The organism is Desulfobulbus rhabdoformis (assembly GCF_016919065.1).
Lineage (GTDB): Bacteria > Desulfobacterota > Desulfobulbia > Desulfobulbales > Desulfobulbaceae > Desulfobulbus > Desulfobulbus rhabdoformis.
The window spans coordinates 1-19,619 of the sequence record NZ_JAFFQA010000033.1 but is presented as its reverse complement, the minus strand read 5'-3'; the positions used below and the strand labels follow the sequence as shown (position 1 = coordinate 19,619).

At 51.7% G+C, this 19,619-nt stretch carries 20 protein-coding genes; 3 read left to right on the top strand and 17 right to left on the bottom strand.

What is annotated here, in order from left to right; all coding sequences use genetic code 11:
• Positions 1-11: 11 nt before the first annotated feature.
• The 8 genes from nuoK to JWJ90_RS16095 form a co-directional block, all read right to left on the bottom strand.
• Positions 12-338: an NADH-quinone oxidoreductase subunit NuoK gene (gene nuoK / locus JWJ90_RS16130; protein WP_205228240.1), complete on the bottom strand. Its 327-nt coding sequence runs from the start codon at positions 336-338 to the stop codon at positions 12-14.
• Positions 339-341: 3 nt separating this feature from the next.
• On the bottom strand, positions 342-896 hold the full coding sequence (locus tag JWJ90_RS16125) for an NADH-quinone oxidoreductase subunit J family protein (RefSeq protein WP_205228239.1): 555 nt from the start codon (positions 894-896) through the stop codon (positions 342-344).
• Positions 884-1,336: a NuoI/complex I 23 kDa subunit family protein gene (locus JWJ90_RS16120; protein ID WP_205228238.1), complete on the bottom strand. Its 453-nt coding sequence runs from the start codon at positions 1,334-1,336 to the stop codon at positions 884-886. The genes JWJ90_RS16125 and JWJ90_RS16120 overlap by 13 nt, the downstream gene beginning before the upstream one ends.
• A gap of 1 nt (position 1,337) precedes the next feature.
• Positions 1,338-2,330: an NADH-quinone oxidoreductase subunit NuoH gene (nuoH, locus tag JWJ90_RS16115; protein WP_205228237.1), complete on the bottom strand. Its 993-nt coding sequence runs from the start codon at positions 2,328-2,330 to the stop codon at positions 1,338-1,340.
• 20 nt (positions 2,331-2,350) lie between these two features.
• Positions 2,351-3,469 (bottom strand): NADH-quinone oxidoreductase subunit D, encoded by a 1,119-nt coding sequence (locus JWJ90_RS16110; RefSeq protein WP_205228236.1) that lies wholly within the window; start codon positions 3,467-3,469, stop codon positions 2,351-2,353.
• Positions 3,466-3,954 (bottom strand): NADH-quinone oxidoreductase subunit C, encoded by a 489-nt coding sequence (locus JWJ90_RS16105; protein ID WP_205228235.1) that lies wholly within the window; start codon positions 3,952-3,954, stop codon positions 3,466-3,468. Before JWJ90_RS16105 ends, JWJ90_RS16110 begins: the two co-directional genes overlap by 4 nt.
• A gap of 117 nt (positions 3,955-4,071) precedes the next feature.
• Entirely contained in the window at positions 4,072-4,590 is a 519-nt protein-coding gene (locus JWJ90_RS16100; protein WP_205228234.1) for an NADH-quinone oxidoreductase subunit B, read from the bottom strand.
• The gene (locus tag JWJ90_RS16095; protein ID WP_205228233.1) at positions 4,539-4,946 is read right to left on the bottom strand and encodes an NADH-quinone oxidoreductase subunit A; all 408 of its coding nucleotides are present in this window, start codon (positions 4,944-4,946) and stop codon (positions 4,539-4,541) included. The genes JWJ90_RS16100 and JWJ90_RS16095 overlap by 52 nt, the downstream gene beginning before the upstream one ends.
• Positions 4,947-5,226: 280 nt before the next feature.
• Between JWJ90_RS16095 and JWJ90_RS16090 the strand changes: the two genes are divergently transcribed.
• Positions 5,227-6,237, top strand: coding sequence for a LysR substrate-binding domain-containing protein (locus JWJ90_RS16090; RefSeq protein WP_205228232.1), 1,011 nt, complete (start codon positions 5,227-5,229; stop codon positions 6,235-6,237).
• A gap of 91 nt (positions 6,238-6,328) precedes the next feature.
• On the opposite strand, the gene JWJ90_RS16085 is transcribed toward JWJ90_RS16090, so the two are convergent.
• The 6 genes from JWJ90_RS16085 to lon all read right to left on the bottom strand — a co-directional run bounded on the left by JWJ90_RS16085 (position 6,329) and on the right by lon (position 15,682).
• Complete coding sequence (locus JWJ90_RS16085; protein ID WP_205228231.1) at positions 6,329-7,537, bottom strand: pyridoxal phosphate-dependent aminotransferase; 1,209 nt, start codon at positions 7,535-7,537, stop codon at positions 6,329-6,331.
• Between the two features lie 235 nt (positions 7,538-7,772).
• Positions 7,773-9,545 (bottom strand): hypothetical protein, encoded by a 1,773-nt coding sequence (locus JWJ90_RS16080; RefSeq protein WP_205228230.1) that lies wholly within the window; start codon positions 9,543-9,545, stop codon positions 7,773-7,775.
• A gap of 268 nt (positions 9,546-9,813) precedes the next feature.
• The gene (locus JWJ90_RS16075; protein ID WP_205228229.1) at positions 9,814-11,439 is read right to left on the bottom strand and encodes an NAD+ synthase; all 1,626 of its coding nucleotides are present in this window, start codon (positions 11,437-11,439) and stop codon (positions 9,814-9,816) included.
• A gap of 199 nt (positions 11,440-11,638) precedes the next feature.
• Entirely contained in the window at positions 11,639-11,839 is a 201-nt protein-coding gene (locus tag JWJ90_RS16070) for a cold-shock protein (RefSeq protein WP_205228228.1), read from the bottom strand.
• Between the two features lie 300 nt (positions 11,840-12,139).
• Entirely contained in the window at positions 12,140-13,135 is a 996-nt protein-coding gene (gene mltG / locus JWJ90_RS16065; protein WP_205228227.1) for an endolytic transglycosylase MltG, read from the bottom strand.
• A 99-nt stretch (positions 13,136-13,234) separates the two neighbouring features.
• On the bottom strand, positions 13,235-15,682 hold the full coding sequence (gene lon, locus JWJ90_RS16060; protein WP_205228226.1) for an endopeptidase La: 2,448 nt from the start codon (positions 15,680-15,682) through the stop codon (positions 13,235-13,237).
• Between the two features lie 327 nt (positions 15,683-16,009).
• Here lon and JWJ90_RS16055 point away from each other — a divergent pair, with 327 nt between their 5' ends.
• Positions 16,010-16,810: an acyltransferase gene (locus JWJ90_RS16055; RefSeq protein ID WP_205228225.1), complete on the top strand. Its 801-nt coding sequence runs from the start codon at positions 16,010-16,012 to the stop codon at positions 16,808-16,810.
• A gap of 119 nt (positions 16,811-16,929) precedes the next feature.
• Here JWJ90_RS16055 and JWJ90_RS16050 read toward each other — a convergent pair whose 3' ends face one another.
• The gene (locus tag JWJ90_RS16050; protein WP_205228224.1) at positions 16,930-17,289 is read right to left on the bottom strand and encodes a hypothetical protein; all 360 of its coding nucleotides are present in this window, start codon (positions 17,287-17,289) and stop codon (positions 16,930-16,932) included.
• 3 nt (positions 17,290-17,292) lie between these two features.
• On the opposite strand from JWJ90_RS16050, the gene JWJ90_RS16045 reads away from it, so the two are divergent.
• Positions 17,293-18,372, top strand: a complete 1,080-nt coding sequence (locus tag JWJ90_RS16045) for a hypothetical protein (protein WP_205228223.1) — start codon at positions 17,293-17,295, stop codon at positions 18,370-18,372.
• Positions 18,373-18,446: 74 nt separating this feature from the next.
• Here JWJ90_RS16045 and JWJ90_RS16040 read toward each other — a convergent pair whose 3' ends face one another.
• Both JWJ90_RS16040 and JWJ90_RS16035 read right to left on the bottom strand, forming a co-directional pair.
• A complete protein-coding gene (locus tag JWJ90_RS16040; protein ID WP_205228222.1) occupies positions 18,447-18,728 on the bottom strand; it encodes a hypothetical protein in 282 nt (93 codons plus the stop codon).
• A gap of 170 nt (positions 18,729-18,898) precedes the next feature.
• Positions 18,899-19,384, bottom strand: a complete 486-nt coding sequence (locus JWJ90_RS16035) for a universal stress protein (protein WP_205228221.1) — start codon at positions 19,382-19,384, stop codon at positions 18,899-18,901.
• Positions 19,385-19,619: the final 235 nt, after the last annotated feature.

The following is a 19,619-nucleotide window of genomic DNA, read 5'->3' as shown; positions in this document are numbered from 1 at the left end:
TCTCTCTCCCCTTATCCTTGCAGATCAGTCAGATCATCAGTTTCTATCGATTTATAATTGCGATAGACTGCGATCAGAATACTGACGGCGATAGCTGCCTCTGCTGCAGCAATAGCCATGATGAATAGGGTAAAAATCTGACCCACTGCCGGTTCAGGAGAGGTGAAGCGGCTGAAGGCCATGAAGTTGGTTGAGGCGGCTGCCAGAATAAACTCCGAGGAGACCAGCATGCCGATTACGGTTCGACGCACGACCATACCGTACACCCCAAAGGAGAACAGCAGGGCGCCGATCACCAGATAGGTGGTGAGGCAATTGTATAGATTGAGCAGTTGCATCGGTTAATTTCTCCCTTTCTGTGCAAGCACCAAGGCGCCGATGATGGCCAAAAGCAGAACGACTGAAATAAGTTCGAACACATACCCATAGTTGGTCAACAGCGCTAGACCGACCGCCTTGATGTCGCCGGCTCCCTCGCGGGGAAAGACCTGCCACTCGGTTTTCAGGCCCAGTAGGCTCAGGGCGGCAAAAAGCAGCCCGGAAACACTGGCAGCCAGGGGACCAGCCAGGGCGGAACGGCTTTTCATTCCAACGGACTGCTGTTCTTCAGGAGTCGCCATCATGATACCAAAGGCAATCAGGATCGAAACCGCTCCCACGTAGATCAGCATCTGCATCATAGCCAAGAAGGGGCTGAGCAGAAAATAATAGACGCCGGCCAAACCGGTAAAACAGACGGCAAGCCCGGCAACAGCGCGAACCAACCGTTTGGAGTTGACCGCGATGAACGCTCCGGCAACGACCAGAGCCACCGTCAACAAAAAGATGATGCCAACCACACCTTCCGGTGAGAACAGGCTGGGGGCAGCACCCGTCTGAGCAACTAACGTTTGCATATGTTCTGATCCTCCAACCGTTTCATCAGGTCGATGATAAAGTCATTTTTGTCAAAGCTGGCCAGGTTGTAGACCATGGAGTAACGCAGAGCGTTAAAATTACAGCTCTCCACACAGGATCCACAGAGACTGCACTTGGTAAAGTCAAGTACATAGGAAGTCAGCACTTTGCCTTTTCCATTCTCGTTTTTCTTACTGGACAGGGTGATGCAGCCAGAGGGACAGGCACGCTGACACATACCGCAGGCAATGCAGTTGGGTGCGCCGGTTTCCTCGTTGCCAATCAGCTCAATATGGCCCCGGAATTTCGGTGTCATGGTTGGCACCTCCCAGGGATACTGTTCGGTCACCACCGGTTTAAAAAACTCCCGGGCGGTGATCATCATGCCGGTGACCAGGCTCTTACCGCCGGTAATAATTTCGCTCCAATACCCACTCATGTCAGAACACCTTGATCAGGGCTGCGGTAATCAACAGATTAGCCATGGAAAAGGGAATCAGGATCTTCCAGCTCAGATTGAGCAAACGGTAAATCTGAACGCGGGGAAAGGTCCAACGAATCCAGATAAAGGTGAAGATCAGGATATAAATTTTAATCAGGAACCACCAGATGCCCGAGGTCATGCCGAAAGGACCATCCCAGCCACCCAGAAAAAGGGTTGCGGTGAGGCAGGCACCGACCACGATGTTGAGATACTCCCCCATCATGAACAGACCAAAGCCCATGGAGCCGTATTCGGTCATAAAGCCGGCGACCAGCTCACTCTCGGCCTCGGCCATGTCAAAGGGAGCACGGTTGGTCTCGGCAACGGAACAGATAAAAAAGATGAGAAAGGAAATCCACATGGTCACAAAATGACCATTTTCCAGACGAAATATATTCCAGTGCCAGAAGCCCCCCTGTTGATCCAGGGCAATATCCCGCAGGTTCATGGAACCGGAGATCATGACCACCGTGATAACGGTGACGAGCATGGGAATCTCATAGGCCAGGTTCTGGGAGACAGAACGGGCACCTGAGATGATTGCGTACTTATTGCCGGAAGCCCAACCACCAAGCAAAATGGCGATCATGCCAATGGAGGCCAGCGCAAAGAGCAGGAGCACGGAGAGCTCCATATTGCGGGCGCCGACATTTTCAGAAAAAGGAATGACCACCATGGAGGTGATCGCTGGGATCATCGCCAGAACGGGGGCCACACGAAAGAGGATACCATCCACCCCTTGGGGAACCAGCAGCTGCTTACTGAGCAGCTTGGCACCGTCACAGAGGGGCTGAAGGAGTCCTTGGTAGCCAGCCTCCATGGGACCGGTCCGTCGTTGAATACGGGCAGCGCCCTTACGTTCGCACCACCCAAGCCACGCGGCGTTGACACCGGCAAAGGCCATTATGCCAACCAGGTACAAGAGGGCGCGCCAAATACTTGTTTCCATATCTTACTTACCTCTCTTGATCAGCGGTCAATCTCGGGAATAACGAGGTCAAGGCTTCCCATGAAAGCCAGGGCATCGGCAAGGAGCATACCCTCGGCCACCTCACCAAACAAACTCAGATTACAGAAAGTCGGTGAACGCAACTTGAGCTTGTACGGATTCTTGTCACCGGTGCAGACCAACCGGTGCCCCAGGGCGCCACGGGCGGTCTCAACGGCCGAGTAGTAGTACCCTGCCTCAGGCTTGAGCACTTTGGGTACCTTAGCCATAACAGGACCTTCAGGCAGTTTATCCAGGGCCTGCTCTATAATCCGCAGGGATTGCTCCACCTCATCCATGCGCACCATATAGCGAGCCATGGAATCACACTCGTTATAGACCGGGATATCGAAATCAAACTCAGAGTAGACTGAGTAGGCCTCGTTTTTACGCACGTCGTAATTGATTCCAGAGCCGCGGGCAACCGGACCGGTGGCGCCATAGCGGCGGCACTGTTCCTGGCTGATAAAGCCGATATCTTTGATACGCTTGATCAGGATGATGTTGCCGGTGACAAGGTCGTGGTACATGCGCTGCCAACGGGAACGAAGGCGTTTGATGAAGGCACGGGTACCGGTGATGAACTCATCATCGATATCGTTATAGACCCCGCCAAAACGCATATAACAGTAGGTCAGGCGGGAACCGGTGATCCGCTCGAGCAGGTCAATGATCTGTTCGCGGTCGTCAAAGGCGTAGAGCAGCGGAGTGAATCCACCAAGGTCGAGAAGAAAGGCGGCCCACCAGAGCAGGTGGCTGGCGATACGGTTGAGCTCAACCGTAATGACCCGTATGTACTCTGCCCGCTCAGGCACTTCAATCCCGGCGGCCTTTTCCACTGCCAGTGCCCAGCCGTGGTTAAAGGCAAGGGCATGGAGATAGTCCATACGGGCGGTGTTGGGCATAAACTGCGCATAACTGCCAGCCTCAGCCAGCTTTTCATGCATGCGATGAATATAGCCCAGGACAGGCTCCGCCTTGACGATATACTCTCCGTCCATGGTCATTTTTACTCGCAGGACGCCGTGGGTGGCAGGATGCTGTGGTCCAACATTGAGGACAAAGGTCTCATCATGCCGTGGTGCTACTGGTACGGTCATGGCATATAATCCTTACGAAGGGGGAAAAAGTCAGCGTCTTCCGGCAGGAGAATTCGGATCAGGTTGGGATGATCCTGGAACAGGACGCCATAAAAATCATAGGTTTCGCGCTCGTGCCAGTCGGCAGAGGGAAAAACACCAGTAATAGTGGCTAACTCGGGAGTATCGCGCGGGATGCGGGTGCGCACCATGACGCGGCAGTGTTCGCCGCCAAGACGATTATAGTCGTAGACCACCTCCAACTGTTGCTGATCAGGCCAGTCAACACCAGAGATTGATTCAAGAAAATATCCTTCTTTGTCCATAACCTCGGCAGTCGCGACCACCTGATCCTGAGGGACAAGGACCTCAATATGATGGCCGTGCTTCGCCGGGTCCGTCGCCCGAATCCCAGGTGCATCGGTCAGCCCTTCTTCCGGTGCTGTTGACGCAACTTCGGGAATAAGCTCTTGAAGAGCCTTAAGTGTAGTCTCTTGTAATGCCATGAATTTCGATGGGGTTCGTTGTGGATAAAAAACAAAAAGCCGTCTACCTCGGCCCCATTACAGCCTGGTCGAGGTACATCGTTCTCGATTTTTTCAAAGAGCGACAGCAGCTACAGATCAGTCAGGCTGAATCCGCGGCCAGCGACGTTTTCCCGTTATCTTCTCCTCCAGGGTCATAATCCCCTCAAGGAGTGCTTCAGGCCGAGGAGGACATCCCGGAATATACACATCCACCGGAAAGAGCTTATCCGCTCCCTCAACCACGTTATAATTTTCCTTGACCTTAAACGGCCCTCCGGATATGGCGCAGTTGCCCATGGCAATGACCCATTTCGGCTCCGGCATCTGGTCGTACAAGGTCTTCACAGCCTTTTCCAACTTCTTATTGATGGTGCCGGCTACAATCATGACATCACTCTGACGGGGGGAGGGACGAAAGACCTCTGCGCCAAACCGTGAAATATCGTAACGGGAACCACCGGTGCACATCATTTCGATTGCACAGCAGGCCAGCCCAAAGGTCATTGGCCAGAGGGAGTTGGCCCGCCCGAGATTGAGTATCTGATCAAGCTGAGCAAACTGGACTACTGATGAAGGTACGATTTCTTCTCCCACGAGAACACTCCTTTCCGCCATGCGTACACAATGGCTAGCGATAAAATTGCAACAAACAGCAGAACTTCGTAGAAATCCCGTACACCCAACTCAGGGCTATTGTAGGCGACGGCTACCGGAAACAAAAAGAGCACGTCCACATCAAAAGCCAAGAAGATAAGTGCATAGAGATAATAGATGATACCAAAGCGAATCCAGGCGCTGCCGATAGGCTCCATACCGCACTCGATCAGTTGACCGGTTTTGCCGATCGTCTGCCGTGTATGGCTGGAAGGACTCAACAATTTTACAATGATGATTGGCCCGAAGCCAAACAGCAAAGCCCCGATAAGAAACAGGGATACATAAATAATATTGGTTAGAACAACTTGGTCCATTTTTTCTCCTTAACAAAGGAACCGAATTGCATCAATACTACTGATACATTTAATCAACACATCTTATCAAGCTACTGAAATCACCTTTTTATGTCAAGCATAATTCGCCCAATTAACGAATAATTTCTCGATAAAACAAAGGTGTTACTTTGAAACCCACAATGGGAATATTTTACCCGACATGAAAAATCATTGAACTATTTTGCTTAAGTGTTAGGTTACGGATGTTTCAATTCAGGTCATATAATTAATCAATCAGGCTGATGCCAAAAAAGGAACCATGGCGATTACCTTCAGACAACTTGAAATTTTTATTGCAGTTGCCGAGACTCAACAGGTGACCCGAGCCAGCAAAAAACTTCTGCTGACTCAATCTGCAGTGAGCATGGCTTTAGGTGAGCTGGAAAATCAGCTGGGCGGGCCGCTGTTTGACCGCCACGGGCGCAGCCTGCTGCTGAATGACCGCGGTCGATACCTGCTTCCGCTTTCCAAGGCCATACTCCATCAGGTGGCAAACATCGAAACCATCCTCACCGAGCAACAGGATACTGTCGCGGGTGTGTTGGAGATTGTCGCGAGTACCACCATCGGTAACTATGTCCTCCCCTACCTCATTGGTGCCTTCATGCGACTGCATCCCGAGGCCCATATCAATATGTTGGTCGTCAATACCATGACTGCAGAGAAACTGGTCGCCACCGGCCAGGCCGATCTTGGTTTTGTCGAAGGTGACATCAACGTCGATTCGCTGGTCGCGTCTACCTGGTTTGAAGACGAGCTGGGTATTGTTATCAGTCCCCACCATAAACTGGCAGAGAAAGACGCCTTTACTATTCCGGATGATCTCAAAGAGACAAGTTGGGTCATGCGTGAGGAAGGGTCTGGAACTGCGGAGATATTTACCAAAAAGCTTGGTCGGTATGCGTCACTTTTAAAAGTAGTGACGAAAACCGGTCATACTGAGGCAATCAAAAAAGCGGTTGAATCGGGGGTTGGTGCGGCCTGCCTCTCCATGCTCACGGTCTGCCGTGAGGCTGAAGAGGGGTGGCTCAAGACACTGCCCATTGAGGGCATCGACATGAGTCGCCAACTCTGGATCATCCAACATAAAGACAAGATCATCACCCGTCTCATGTCAGAGTTTCTTCAGTTTTGTAACGTGGTTGCCAAAAACCATCTTGGCAGGGAATGTCTTGCCAATCCCTGGAAACTGCAATCGCTCCTTGCCCAGATAAAACTGGAAAAAGAGCAGGCCCAACCACTCCACGATCCGGATCAAAAAATAGCCTGATCCGACCACATTCCACATCTTTCACCTGCAAACGGACAGAGGAGTTTTCCTTCCTCTGTCCGTTTTTTATTCGCAAAGCCCCTACCCGAATTTACTGCAAAGCAGCCAGGGCAGTCGTAATACGTTCCATTCCTTCTTTGATCACATCCATGGAGGTGGCAAAAGAGAAACGGATGAAGTCGTCGGAACCGAAGGCGGCGCCTGGTACCGAGGCGACATTGGCCTCACTGAGGAGGTAGTCCGCCAGAGCAAGCGATCCATCAATGACCTGTCCATTGAACGTCTTTCCGTAATAGGCTGAAAAGTTGGGGAAGACATAGAAGGCACCCATGGGATTCACACAGGTGACATTAGGAATCGCCCGCAGTGCTTCTACAAAATAGGCCCGCCGCGGAATAAATGCTTCCAACAGCTGTTTCGGAAAGTCCTGCGGACCAGTCAGTGCGGCCAACGCAGCATACTGGGATGGAGCGGCAGGATTGGAGGTAGACTGGCTCTGAATTTTATTCATAGCCTTAATGATCTGGCTCGGACCAATGGACCAGCCAATTCGCCAGCCGGTCATGGCAAACGACTTGGAGACGCCATTAGAGAGAACTATCTGATCCCTTAAACGGGGAATGGCATGGAGGATATGCGGAAGCTTCCCGTCAATGTAGGAGATCTCCTCATACATGTCGTCGGTAATCACCAACCATCCCTTCTCATAGGCCATCTTCCCGACGGCGGCCAAAGACTCCTGCGAGAAAACCGCCCCTGTGGGGTTAGACGGACTGTTGAGAACGATCGCCTTGGTCTTCGGGGTCACATATTGGGCCAGCACTTCCGGGTCAAAATCGAAATTATTCTCTTCTTTGAGCGGCACGATGACCGGTGTTCCTCCGGCAAGCTGTACCATCGGAGGATAGGAAACCCAGTAAGGCGCAGGAATCAGGACCTCATCGCCAGGATTCAAAATCGCCTGGAAGATATTAAACAGGCCGTGCTTTCCACCACAGCAGACCTGCACCTGATCGGGCTCATACTCCCAGCCCTGATCCTTTTTCAGCTTGGCGCAGATAGCCTCTCGCAGCTCAACAATACCCGCCACCGGAGTATAACGGGTGTGCCCGTCGTCAATGGCCTGTTTACCGGCCTCGCAGACATGGGCTGGGGTAGTCATATCTGGCTCCCCCACACTAAAGTTCAAAATATCCGCACCAGCGGCCCTGAGTGCCTTCGCCTTGGCATTGACGGCAAGCGTCGGCGAGGGAGCGACTTGCAGCACTCTCTCCGCAAGTACAAACTTTTCTGGCAACATCTTTCTCATACTCCTTCTGTGAACTTTTGTTCTCCGGTTGTTACAAATGACTGCGTCCTAACGCTTTTGAAACAATATAACAAGTCCTAAAATTTAAATCCGGAAAAATTTCGCTATTAAATCGGATTTTTTTTCCTGATTAAATAAATTCCTTCCTGCCTATCACTGTAGACATGAAGGTTATCCTCTTGATTCTCTATCATTATTTTCAGCAAACAACCTTACCACCCTACTTTTACGGCTCAATAAACACGGGGCAGGCACGCCCAGAAACGTAGTTTACATAGGCCTTATCATCCGCTCCAGGGTGACATTCAAGGCACAGGCCAACCCGTAAAATACGATGCAGTTCATCCTTATCAAAAGGGCGAAGGTCTTTGCGAGAGCCATGCTGCAGCGGTTCCCCCTCAATGGTCACAAAGGCATCAAACCCCGGAGTACGGCCATGGGGAGTCTCCACACCTTGATCAACCGGGGAGAAATGCCATTTCCCCTCTTTTTTCACAACGGTTCCCTCCCCCAGGCCCACTGTTTTGGTTGAGGCGTGGCAATCCCGACAGCTTCTTCCTTGAGCCTGGATGGTATGCGGATTAATGGCCGCCATGGTGAAGCGGTTAAACCCACCCTCTTCTTTGCCATTTTCGTCAATCAAGGTGACCAGGTCCTGACAGCCGGGAGTGACAATGACCACCTCATCTTTCCAGACCGCTAGCATGGGCTTTTCGTAGCGTATATAGGACCTCCCCTCCTCCCACCAGCCGGGGGTATTTTTCAAGGTGAGTTTGTCCAGGTGGTTATCGCGCTTATCGCGTTTTACATGGCAGCCATAACACTGGGGCACCCAAGTGGAATGACAGGCGGCGCAGCTCACCCGCTTGTGATAGGGAGCAAGGCAAGCTTGGGCATCAGGCTCCTTCAGGGCATGCTCTTTACCATCAATCTTCCCAATGAGCACATGTTTACCTTCTTTTGTCTCTACATTGGTTAAGCGATTGTTTTTATGGGTGAGGCCTGGCTTTGCATCGTGGCAACTGACACATTGCACCTCAAGTTGCTCTTCATAATGGGCATAGCTGGTCCCATCGCCCATGATCTCGTCACGGGTGTGACAATCAATACAGGCCATTCCTTTTTCATGGTGAATGTCCGGCGAGATTTTGAGGTAAAACCTATCCCCGGGGAGTCGTTTTGAGCTCAGCGTCCCGTCCTCATACGGGGTTCCATACCCCTCAGCCTCAAAGAGTCCCACGTAGGAAATCCCAATGCGTCCCGAACGGTTATGGCAGCGGATGCAGTTTTCCTCCGGTACCTGCTTCACCACAAGAGGATGGGGGCGATTTTTATCGATAGCCTCCTGCTCCGCCTCAGTCAGCTGCTTTGTCACCGTATTTTGCGGTGTCCCTGGGGGCAAAATGTAATGACAGGCAGAACAACCACCGCCTTTTTCATTAAAAAAGGCCGGCGCACCTGGCAGGTCGTTTTTTTGTTTCCACAGATGACAGGTGCCACAGAGTTTACGGAAATAGTCGAGGGCCAGAGATGTTTCCCCTGTCTTCAAAAGCTGTTCAACAGAGATATTTGCGCTCTGGTGATCTCGCTCTCCCCAATAATACAACAGTGTGGAGATGATACCTCTGTTGGTGGCCATGAGTGAATTCTTCACCTTGGCAATATCCGTGGGATGACACCCTTCAACACCGCAGGTTTTATGGGCAACCCGTAAATCTCCCGGGTTAAGAACCATGCCAGCATGGGCCTCATCCTTATCGATGGCCAAAGGATTCCCGAGGTGACATGGTGCACAGCCAATAACCAGGCCGTCGTGGGCACCATCGAGCTTTTCGCTTTTATGACAATTCAGACACATGTCGACCGTGCCCGAGGTGGTCACAGCAATCTGTTCCGGTCGCTCGGTTCGGTGCTCACGGAAGACTAAAAAAGCAACCAAGACCAATATGGCACAGAGGAAGAGGAGGACAAATGCGGGATGGCGGGTAGGCCGGGTCATAACGTTGGTAAGTCGTCTCGAAGAGGATGGGAAGAGGAGTGAAGTGTCGCGCAGTCCCGCTAGGTTAATAAAAAAGAAAGACGTCGTCAAAGAAAGAAATTAATGTGACGTCAAAAAGTAGGGAGCGAAACGTGAACACTGTATAAAATCAAGATAATACCAGGAACAGTGACGCGTACTCCTTCAGAACACAAAAAAATACCGATACAGAGGTGTACTGAGTATCGGCATTTTTTTGTGTTCTGAAGGGGCTGAAAAATTATGCAGGCTATTCGATAAAGCCCTGCACCACAGGATAGCGCCTTCCAGGGCCAAAGGCCTTGGAGGTCACTTTGATGCCATAGGGTGCCTGCTTACGTTTGTACTCATTGAGTTTAACCCGGCGAACAATATCACGGACAACCACTGCATCAATCCCCCCTGCAACAATATCCTCAATCGATTGATGCTCTTCCAGGTACTGCTGCAGCACAACATCAAGCACCTCATAGGGTGGAAGATCGTCCTGGTCGCACTGATCCGGCTTGAGTTCGGCAGTGGGAGGACGGGTAATAATGCGGTCAGGCACAACCTCCCTCTCTTTGTTCATCAACCGCGCCAGTTGATAGACCATGACCTTGGGAACATCGGCAATAACGGCCAGTCCACCGGACATATCCCCATATAGAGTACAGTACCCGACCGCCATCTCGGATTTGTTGCCCGTGGTCAGGAGAAGAGCGTTTAATTTGTTGGAAAGCGCCATCAAGAGATTACCGCGAATCCGTGCCTGAATGTTTTGCTCGGTCACATCCTCAGCAAGGCCGGCAAAAAGAGCGCCCAGACTTTCCTGGTAGGCCTGCATCGCTTTTTCAATCCCGATCAGCTCAAAACCACAACCAAGATTTTCAGCCAAAGCCCTGGCATCATCGATGGAATACTGTGAGGTGTAGGGTGAAGGCAGGGCCACGCAGAGCACGTTTTCCGGTCCGAGCGCCTTACAGGCAATCACGGCCGTCACCGCGGAATCGATCCCACCGGAGAGGCCGATCACTGCCTTTTTGAACCCGGTTTTTTGAAGGTAATCGCGCACACCGAGAGTCAGTGCCTGCTCTACATTCTCAATCGGGTCTGCAAGGATATTCGTGCCAGGAGAACACCACTCATCGCTCTCAACTACCAACATCTCTTCGGAAAATCCAGCAGCGGAGGAATGCAGCCCCCCCTGTGGAGTCACCACCATGGAATGCCCATCAAAAATCAAGCCGTCCTGCCCGCCCACCTGGTTCACATACAGGAGGGGCAGATTATTTTGCCTGCAGAGATCACCGAAGACGCGCTGCCGTTCCTGGACCTTGCCGTAATAGTAAGGTGAGGCCGAAATGTTGATCAGGCAATCGGGGACGATAGGCCCTATGGAAAACTTTTGCACCGGATTGGATGGATAATTCTCCCCTTGCCACCAGATATCCTCGCAGACAGTAAGCCCACACTGTACCCCCTTGAAAGGAAAAACCGTTGAGGTAGAGCCCGGCTCGAAGTAACGGGTTTCGTCAAAGACATCATAGGTGGGAAGAAGCTGCTTGCGGGCTCGATGGACTATCCGGTCACGCTCCAGCACAAAGGCAGAGTTATACAGGGGCTTGCCTGGACCTTCTCGTCGTTCAGGTACACCGACAATACAGGTAATCCCTTCAATCTGTTTAATAAGTTCGGCCAGAGCCCTATCATGGGCATCAAGAAAAGCAGGCCTTTCCAGCAGATCCTGCGGAGGATAGCCACAGAGCGTTAATTCCGGAAACACAACCAGGTCACAACCAACCTGACGGGCCTGTCCAATCCAATCCAACACCTGACGAAGATTCCGTTCAAAGGCTCCAATGACCGGGTTCGTCTGAACAAGAGCGACTTTCACTATGCTATACCTGGGAAAAAACTGACCAACCGACTGCTGCTTTGACAGGTTATTGGTGCCTGGAAAGACACCGGGCGGGAGAGTAATGGAACCGAATCAAAAACACGCGACACCGACCGACAGCGTCTTAACTCATAAAAACAATACAAAAAAAAAGCCCGGCAGGAAAATCCTGCCGGGCGGTAACGCTAAGCGTCTATCACTGCTTCATCACATTGGCGGCAGCCGGACCTTTGGGCCCGTCTATGATCTCAAACTGAACCTTGTCGCCTTCGTTGAGTGTTTTAAAACCTGTTCCGGATATTGCAGAGTAGTGGACGAAAACATCCTTTCCTGCCTCCTGCTCAATAAAACCAAAACCTTTTGCTTCGTTAAACCACTTTACTGTTCCTGTCAACATTGCTCCCTATTTCTCCTTGTCTTGGGCTGAATGTTTGTCCCATGCGGGTTTTTATTTGGCGTATGGACTTTACCCAAAAGTACCAAAACGTAACCTGTGAAAATCCCACATGTTCTACTCCTGAATGGCGAACATAACACTAATTGAATTAAATACAAGAGAATTGATGTCGCCCAGACGACAGTCGCGAAAAATTTCACGATTGCGAGGAGATAGCAAAGTTTACCAAACACATTTTTAGGGCAGCCTTAACAAGCGTCATCTCATCAATAAAAGACTAAAATAAATTGGTATGACAAATTACTTTTTTCGCTGAAATTTCCAAACGGCCCGATTATGGTCACGAAGATTTGTTGAAAAAATATGTGTTCCATCGTTTCGGGAAACAAAATAAAGTGCCTCAGAGGCGGCAGGAATAATAATTGCTTCCAAAGCAGCCCGACCTGGATTACAGATCGGACCTGCGGGCAAACCAGCAATGACATAGGTGTTGTAAGGGGTCTTGGTCCTCAAATCTGCCCGGGTTATATTGCCGTTGAAGTCCTTGATACCGTAAATCACGGTGGGATCGGATTGGAGGCGCATCTTCTTTTCTAAACGATTAAGAAAGACGCGCGCTATAAGAGGACGCTCCGATGCCGCACCCGTCTCTTTTTCAACGATAGAGGCCAGAATAACGACCTGGTGCCGGCTCAGACCATGCACGCCTTTCTCCGGTACGTGCAGCGCACTCCAAACCTGAAAAAAACGCTGCACCATCATTTCCAGGACCCTCTGTTCACTGACTTCGTTGCGGACCATGGTGTAGGTTTCCGGGAAAAGATACCCCTCAAGACTCTCAACCTCCAGCCCTAAGGAGTGAATAAATTCTCTCTTGCGGGTTAGAGCGAGAAAACGATCAGGATCAATCCAACCGTCCCGGGCGAAAAGTTCCGCCACCTGGACGGCACTGAGCCCTTCAGGAATGGTGACCTGATGCCGCAAGGTGGCTCCTTCAACCAAAAGCCGGATAACCTCAGGCGGAGTCAATCCCCGCGCAATACTGTACTCTCCCGCCCGCAACCGCGTAGTCAAGTCACCAAGGTAGACATAGGCAAGATAGCGAATATCGTTTTGAATGAGCCCCTTTTGGGCGAGTAATGCACCAATCTGGCGCACGCCCATTCCTCGAGCTATACGGACGATCTCCTCACCTTCTCCCGTTGATGGAGTACGCAAGTAGCTTACATACCAAATCCCCAGCCCGGAGAATCCAAGGAAAACAAGAACAAGAAGGACAAGAAAGAGGCGACGCATGGCAATGATATTGAAAGAGTTGGTGTCAGTTACAAAGCTGAATGAAAAAAAGCGGCCGGAGAATCCGACCGCTTTTTCAGTACTGGGGGAGTTGTCAAGTTATTTGGCTGGGGCAGCCTTTGCCGCCACCTTCTTGGCAGCCCCCTTGGCCGGGGTCTTTTTCCCTGGAGATTTACCCAAGGTCAACTCAATGACTTCATCCATATGCTCAACCGGATAAAAGGTTATCTTCTTGCGTAACTCTTCGGGAATCTCAACCAGATCTTTCTGGTTTTCCTGGGGAATCAGAATTTTTGTAATACCAGCGCGCAGGGCTGCCAGCGCCTTATCTTTCAGCCCACCAATGGGGAGTACCCGCCCGCGCAAGGTAACCTCACCGGTCATGGCAAAACCACGCTTGAGGGCCTTACCGCGGATGGCAGAAAACAGTGCCGTGGTGATGGTAATACCGGCCGAAGGGCCATCTTTGGGAATAGCACCGGCAGGGACATGGATGTGGATGTCGTGGGTATCAAAATACTCCGGCTCGACCCCCAACTCCTTGTTACGGCTCCGACAGTAGCTCAACGCCGCATGGGCGGACTCCTTCATCACCTCTCCCAGATGCCCGGTCAGCTGCAGGCGCCCTTTTCCCGGCATGACCGAGGTTTCAATGTGGAGCAGTTCACCCCCAACCTCTGTCCAGGCAAGACCGATAACCAGGCCTGGCTGGGCGCTGGTATCCAGCTCGGTTTCCGGAAGAAACCTGGGCGGCCCCAGGTATTTTTCCACGGTGTTGGCAGAAATCACGTACGGTCCACGTCCCCCTTCAGCCACTTTACGGGCAATCTTACGACAAATCTTGCCCAGCGCCCGCTCCAGGTTACGCACCCCTGCCTCGTGGGTGTAATGACTGATAATGAGCTCAAGGGTAGCGTTATCAAGTTTGATCTGACTGGGCTTGATCCCGTTCTCCTCCACCTGGCGCACCAACAAATACTTGTTGGCAATGACCATCTTTTCTTCCAGGGTGTACCCGGAGAGCTGAATCACCTCCATACGATCCAAAAGTGGCCCGGGGATCGTGTCGGTTCGATTGGCGGTGGTGATGAACATACACTTGGAAAGATCAAAGGGCAGGTTCATATAATGATCGGAGAAGGTATTATTCTGCTCCGGGTCAAGCACCTCCAGCAGGGCTGAGGAGGGATCGCCACGGTAATCGTCACCGATTTTATCGATCTCATCCATCATGAACACCGGGTTGTTGGTGCCAACATTTTTGAGTCCCTGCAAAATACGGCCGGGCATCGCACCGATATAGGTGCGGCGGTGACCACGGATCTCGGCCTCATCGCGCATTCCGCCCAGTGACAAGCGATAAAACTTCCGGTTCATTGCCTTGGCAATGGCCTGGCCAAGAGAGGTCTTGCCCACACCGGGAGGGCCTGCAAAACAGATAATGGGCCCCTTGGTGTTATTATTGAGCTTACGCACCGCCAGATACTCGAGAATGCGCTCTTTAATGCGGTCAAGCCCGTAGTGATCCTCGTCCAGGACCTGAGAGGCCACCTTGAGATCAAGCATATCTTTGGAGGATTTCTTCCAGGGTAAATCGAGAAACCACTCCAGGTAGGTGCGAACAATGGTTGCCTCGGAGGCATCAGGATGCATCATCTCCAGTCGCCGCAACTGCTTACGTGCCTCTTTCTTGGCGGTCTTGGGCATTTTCTTTTTGCGCAACTGCTTGGCAAGCTCTTCGATCTCCTGCGAGTAGCTGTCCTCGTCACCGAGTTCACGCTTCAGCGCCTGAATCTGCTCACGCAGAAAATATTCTCGCTGGCTGCGTGACATCTCCTCTTTGGCATCGGACTGAATTTTGGCCTGCACGGTGGACACTTCAAGCTCTTTGTGCAGCAGATCAGCCACCAGCCGCAGCCGTTCCACGGGATCCTCGGTTTCAAGGATCTTCTGTGACTCGGTGACTTTGAGGCGCAGGTTGGACCCGACCAAATCAGCAAGACGCCCCGGTTCCTCGATATTGTTGATGATCATCATCAAATCCGAGGACAGAATCCCCCGCAGGGACATGATCTTTTCCGTCTGCTCCCGAACGGTGCGCATCAACGCTTCGGTTTCCACGGAGATCACGTCGGGCTCCTGATCTTCAACCAGATCAATCTCCACCTGGAAATGCGGTTTTTCCTGCAGGACCTTACGAATTTTTGCCTTAGACAGCGCCTGTACCAGTACCTTGAGGCGGCCATCGGGCAACTTGAGGGTTCGCATGATCATGGAGACCATACCGACCTCGTAGAGATCCTCCTCTTCGGGATCATCCTTGGTGGGATCTTTTTGAGTCACCAGCATCAGCAGCTTGTTGCTGTTCAGTCCCTCGTTCACCGCTTCAATGGAACCGGGGCGACCGACAAACAATGGGATGATCATATAGTTAAAGACCACCACATCACGAACAGCCATCATGGGGAGTGACTCGGGGATTTCCAGATCCTGTGTCTGTTCCCCAAAATCTCCCATACTGGTTGATAATGAATCATCAAATTCCACTCTATTCCTCCTTAAAATTGCCGTGAACGGCAGTCGTAACCCAATTGTTCCACGACAGTAAACACAACCCTAACCGAAGTCAAGACACGCCCTCGACAGGAGAGCTGAATCCATGACAGCGGTGGGTTGGAGAACAACGTAGAAGGAAACCAAGAAAATTTTCCCTTGAAGAAAAACCTGTTGGCCAATATAGAAAGGAAGTCATCGCCCCACACGTTGTCTCGTTCTGAACTCGTGAGCATTTTGCAGTGCCCAGGTTCGCTGTTTGTGACAACCGGAGTAGAGCAAACACTGAATACAGCCTTCGCTTGCCGCCTGGAGCCACCTATGCTGACCACTGGATCGTTTTTCGAACTCGCCGACTTCCCCGAACGCGCCCTTTTTGTCGACTGCCCTCATGTCTGGGACCCGTTAAAAAAACTCAAAGAATACGTGCGCGATAATACCGCTCCCTGTTTTCAACATGTCTGTATTCACGACGGGGTGCCCCTGGACAGCCCCTATGTCTGGTACAACGGAAAACTCCGCAATGCCCGTGAGTGCGTCATCACCTACGGCGACACCACCAAAGGCGAACTCCGCGTCTGGGAGAATGGACAGTATCTCAACGGCGCCTCGGTTATCATGGCCGGTGCGGTCATGGTTGGGCGCAATATCAAAATTGGCCAGGGAGTGCTCATTGAACCGGGAGCGATGATCAAGTCACCTGCCATTATCGGCGATCATACCGAAATTCGTCAAGGGGCCTATCTGCGTGGCTACACTCTCGTTGGGCACCGCTGTGTGGTTGGCCACACGACCGAGGTCAAACACTCCGTTTTTCTCAACGATGCCAAGGCCGGTCATTTTGCCTATCTGGGCGATTCTATCCTCGGCAACCGGGTCAACCTCGGCGCCGGCACCAAATGCGCCAACCTCCGTTTTATCCCAGGTAATGTCACGATCCGCACCAGTATCAAGAAGATAGACACAGGCCTGCGCAAATTCGGTGCGATTCTGGGCGACGACTGTCAGACCGGCTGCAACTCGGTAACCAGCCCCGGAACCATCCTGGGACCTAAAAGCCTCGTGTTGCCGGGCGTCACCACAACTTCAGGATTGCACCCTCGCAAATCCGTTCTGCGGTAATTGTCGTCCCTGAATACTGCATTTTTAATGCAAAGGGGGCTTGAATTATTAACTTTTCCAAGCCCCTCTGAGTCCTTGAAGCAAACTTACTCGTGTTTCAAGCCTGCTTATGGCGAACATCATTTTTCCTTAATCCAGTTGTAAAATTTCTCCACGGTCGAGGGTTGCTTCTGCATCTCAACCTCCGGCGGCAGCCTTCTTGCGGCGGAATGATAGAGACTTAAATAAAACCCGAAAAGAATACCGACTGTAAAAAAGACGCGAGCAATTCGATCCCAAGGGAGCCAGCCTTTTCCTGAGTAGTGACGAAAAAACACGGCAACGATATACGCCAAGCCCAGTGCATAAGGGGCGGTCGTCGCCATTTGTTTCAACGTTCCCATGTAATCGATGCTATGGTCTGTATTGACAACTAAATGAAACAGCACATAAGCCAGTGCTGTTAAAACAAATGTAATTTTTTCCCGTAACGTTTTCATATTATGAACACAACTTATGCCTGCGTATTTCCCGAAACCCTGCCTGATGCGGGTTTGCTTGTCCCCCTTGTACAGGTTTTCGACCAGGTTGTCCACATGCAAGCCGTGGAAAACGAATCACTAGCAACCGACTCCGGCTATCTCAGCCGTTGCCTGGAAATGGGACGTCTGGGCTCGTTTACCCCGGCACCACTTGGCCCGAAACGGGATCGTTTTATGGCCTTGGTTGAAGACATGCGCCGCAACGGTGCCGACTATACCACCCAACTCAGCATGCTTACTCTGGCGGGGCTGCAACGTGGAGGACAGCAAAGAGAGTCCAGCGGTTCTCTTATCAGTGACCTGCTCAAACGCACCGACATTCGCACCGAGGAAGTGGCACAACTGCAACTCTGGCAATCACGCCTGATGCTTAAACTGGGGGAATGGTTTGATGCCCAGCAAACAGACATCGGCAGCGCGCTTTCCCATATCACCACCCGCCAGCAGGACCTGTTTCAGGAACTGCGGGAAGAAGATGAACTGCCTTTTAGCCAGCCAAGTGAAGCCGGGCAGTCTTCTGCCGAGTCAGCTTCCATGCTGAAACACCGGCTGAAAGCATGGGCGCGACTCTATTTCCATGATCTTGAACAGACTCCACGACTCCTGATCACTCGACACGCCCTTGCCATGGAACTGCTGCAGGAAGTCTATGAGAAGATACGTCGACAGGAAGCCTCGGTACTGGTCAGCCTGCCACTGCCCTGCCTTGCCTTGCGGGAAAGCCCCGGCGCCCAGCCGCTGCTGCAAAAACTGCCCAGATTGCAGGCGGCCCTCTCTCAACTCATGGCACCACTTGCCCCCGAAGCTGCAGCTACGCTTGCAGATGACTGGAGACAACATCAGGCTGACTGGAAAGAGCTTCTGGAGGAGGAATTTCCCCAGCATCAAGCCGGACGATGCCAACTTGAGTTTATCTATTTTCCCAATATTTCAGCCAAACGGCTCATGATGGAAGGCTTTGCGGCAGGAAAGAGCGACTCGGGAACAGGCACGACCTCGCAGGAGCAAGGATGTTGCCTGGCATTGTTACAAGAGAGGTGAGAGGCCTCAAGGGGAAAAGTGCTTTATGGATCAGAGAATGCCGGTAAAGGAAAAATAACCGGCACCCTTGAGTATTACAGTTGCCGCTGGTGTTCAAGGGAGATGATATAGGCCGTCCACTGGGCCGGGGGCGCATCGATCTCTACCCCGATCCTTTTATTCCATTGCCCCAGCCGGATCCAACGCGGTTTAACCTGGAACTTGAAATGCTTCTCACCGCTGGTTGCCACGACAGTAAACTTGTCTGTTTTTTTACCAAAACGCTTGCCCATGTCAGCGAGGCACAGACCGCCTCGAGAGATATCGCTCACCGCAGCCGAACAGCAGCCCATGCCGTCGGAAACGTCGATACTCATATTCCGAATCCGTATGCGAGGATATTTTCGTTGATCCATAGCCATTCCTCTTGATTCCAGACACCCGGCTCCCGGAAAAACGCCCCCACTTTTCAAGGGCGTTTTTCACAGCGGGGCGTTATTCTCCTCCACCCTCACCTGCTGACGAAGACCAGATTCTCAGGTGCGAGTTAGGTGACGTTACCCTCACATTCCTCCCGGTACGGGTTTATAGTCATTACCGGACAACAGGCAGTTTTCACGACTTTGTCCGCCACTGAGCCAAACATGATACGCTCAAGTCCCTTGTACCCATGAGTCCCCATAATTATGAGCTCCACCTTCTTTTTGGCGGCAAAGGTGAGGATCTCTTCTGCCACATCGCCTGTCAGGACCTTGCCCGTGACGCTCGAGACACCGGCATCGGCAAACAGGGTTTTGTTTTCTTCGATGTAGGATTCCATCTGCTGCTCGGCAGAAGCAAAAAGTTCCTCCTCCATGTTGGGGAGGGAAATGGGCGGGACGAAAAATCCGCTGTAATCTTCAAAGCTCTGCACCACAAAAACCAGATGCAGTTCTGCTTTAAAGGTTCCGGCCACGTACGCAGCCGCCTTGACGATCTTGCCGGCATTGTCAGAAAAATCTATCGGGGTGAGGATGCTTTGTATTGCCTGCATATCGTACCTCCTTGAGCGAGAGTCGATGATCAACTGCTGTACTTACCTATACTTTATATCAAAATCAGAAATTTTCACTGATATTTTTACGAACGCCCCCCGTTCTCCGGGAGCAACCGCCAGATTCCGAAAACCAGTTGACCCCCAGAAACATCACGAATATATTCTAAAGTCTTTGAACCCCTCCACCACCTGTTACAGGTGACACGGCCCGGCCGGGATCCCGCCCCAGCCC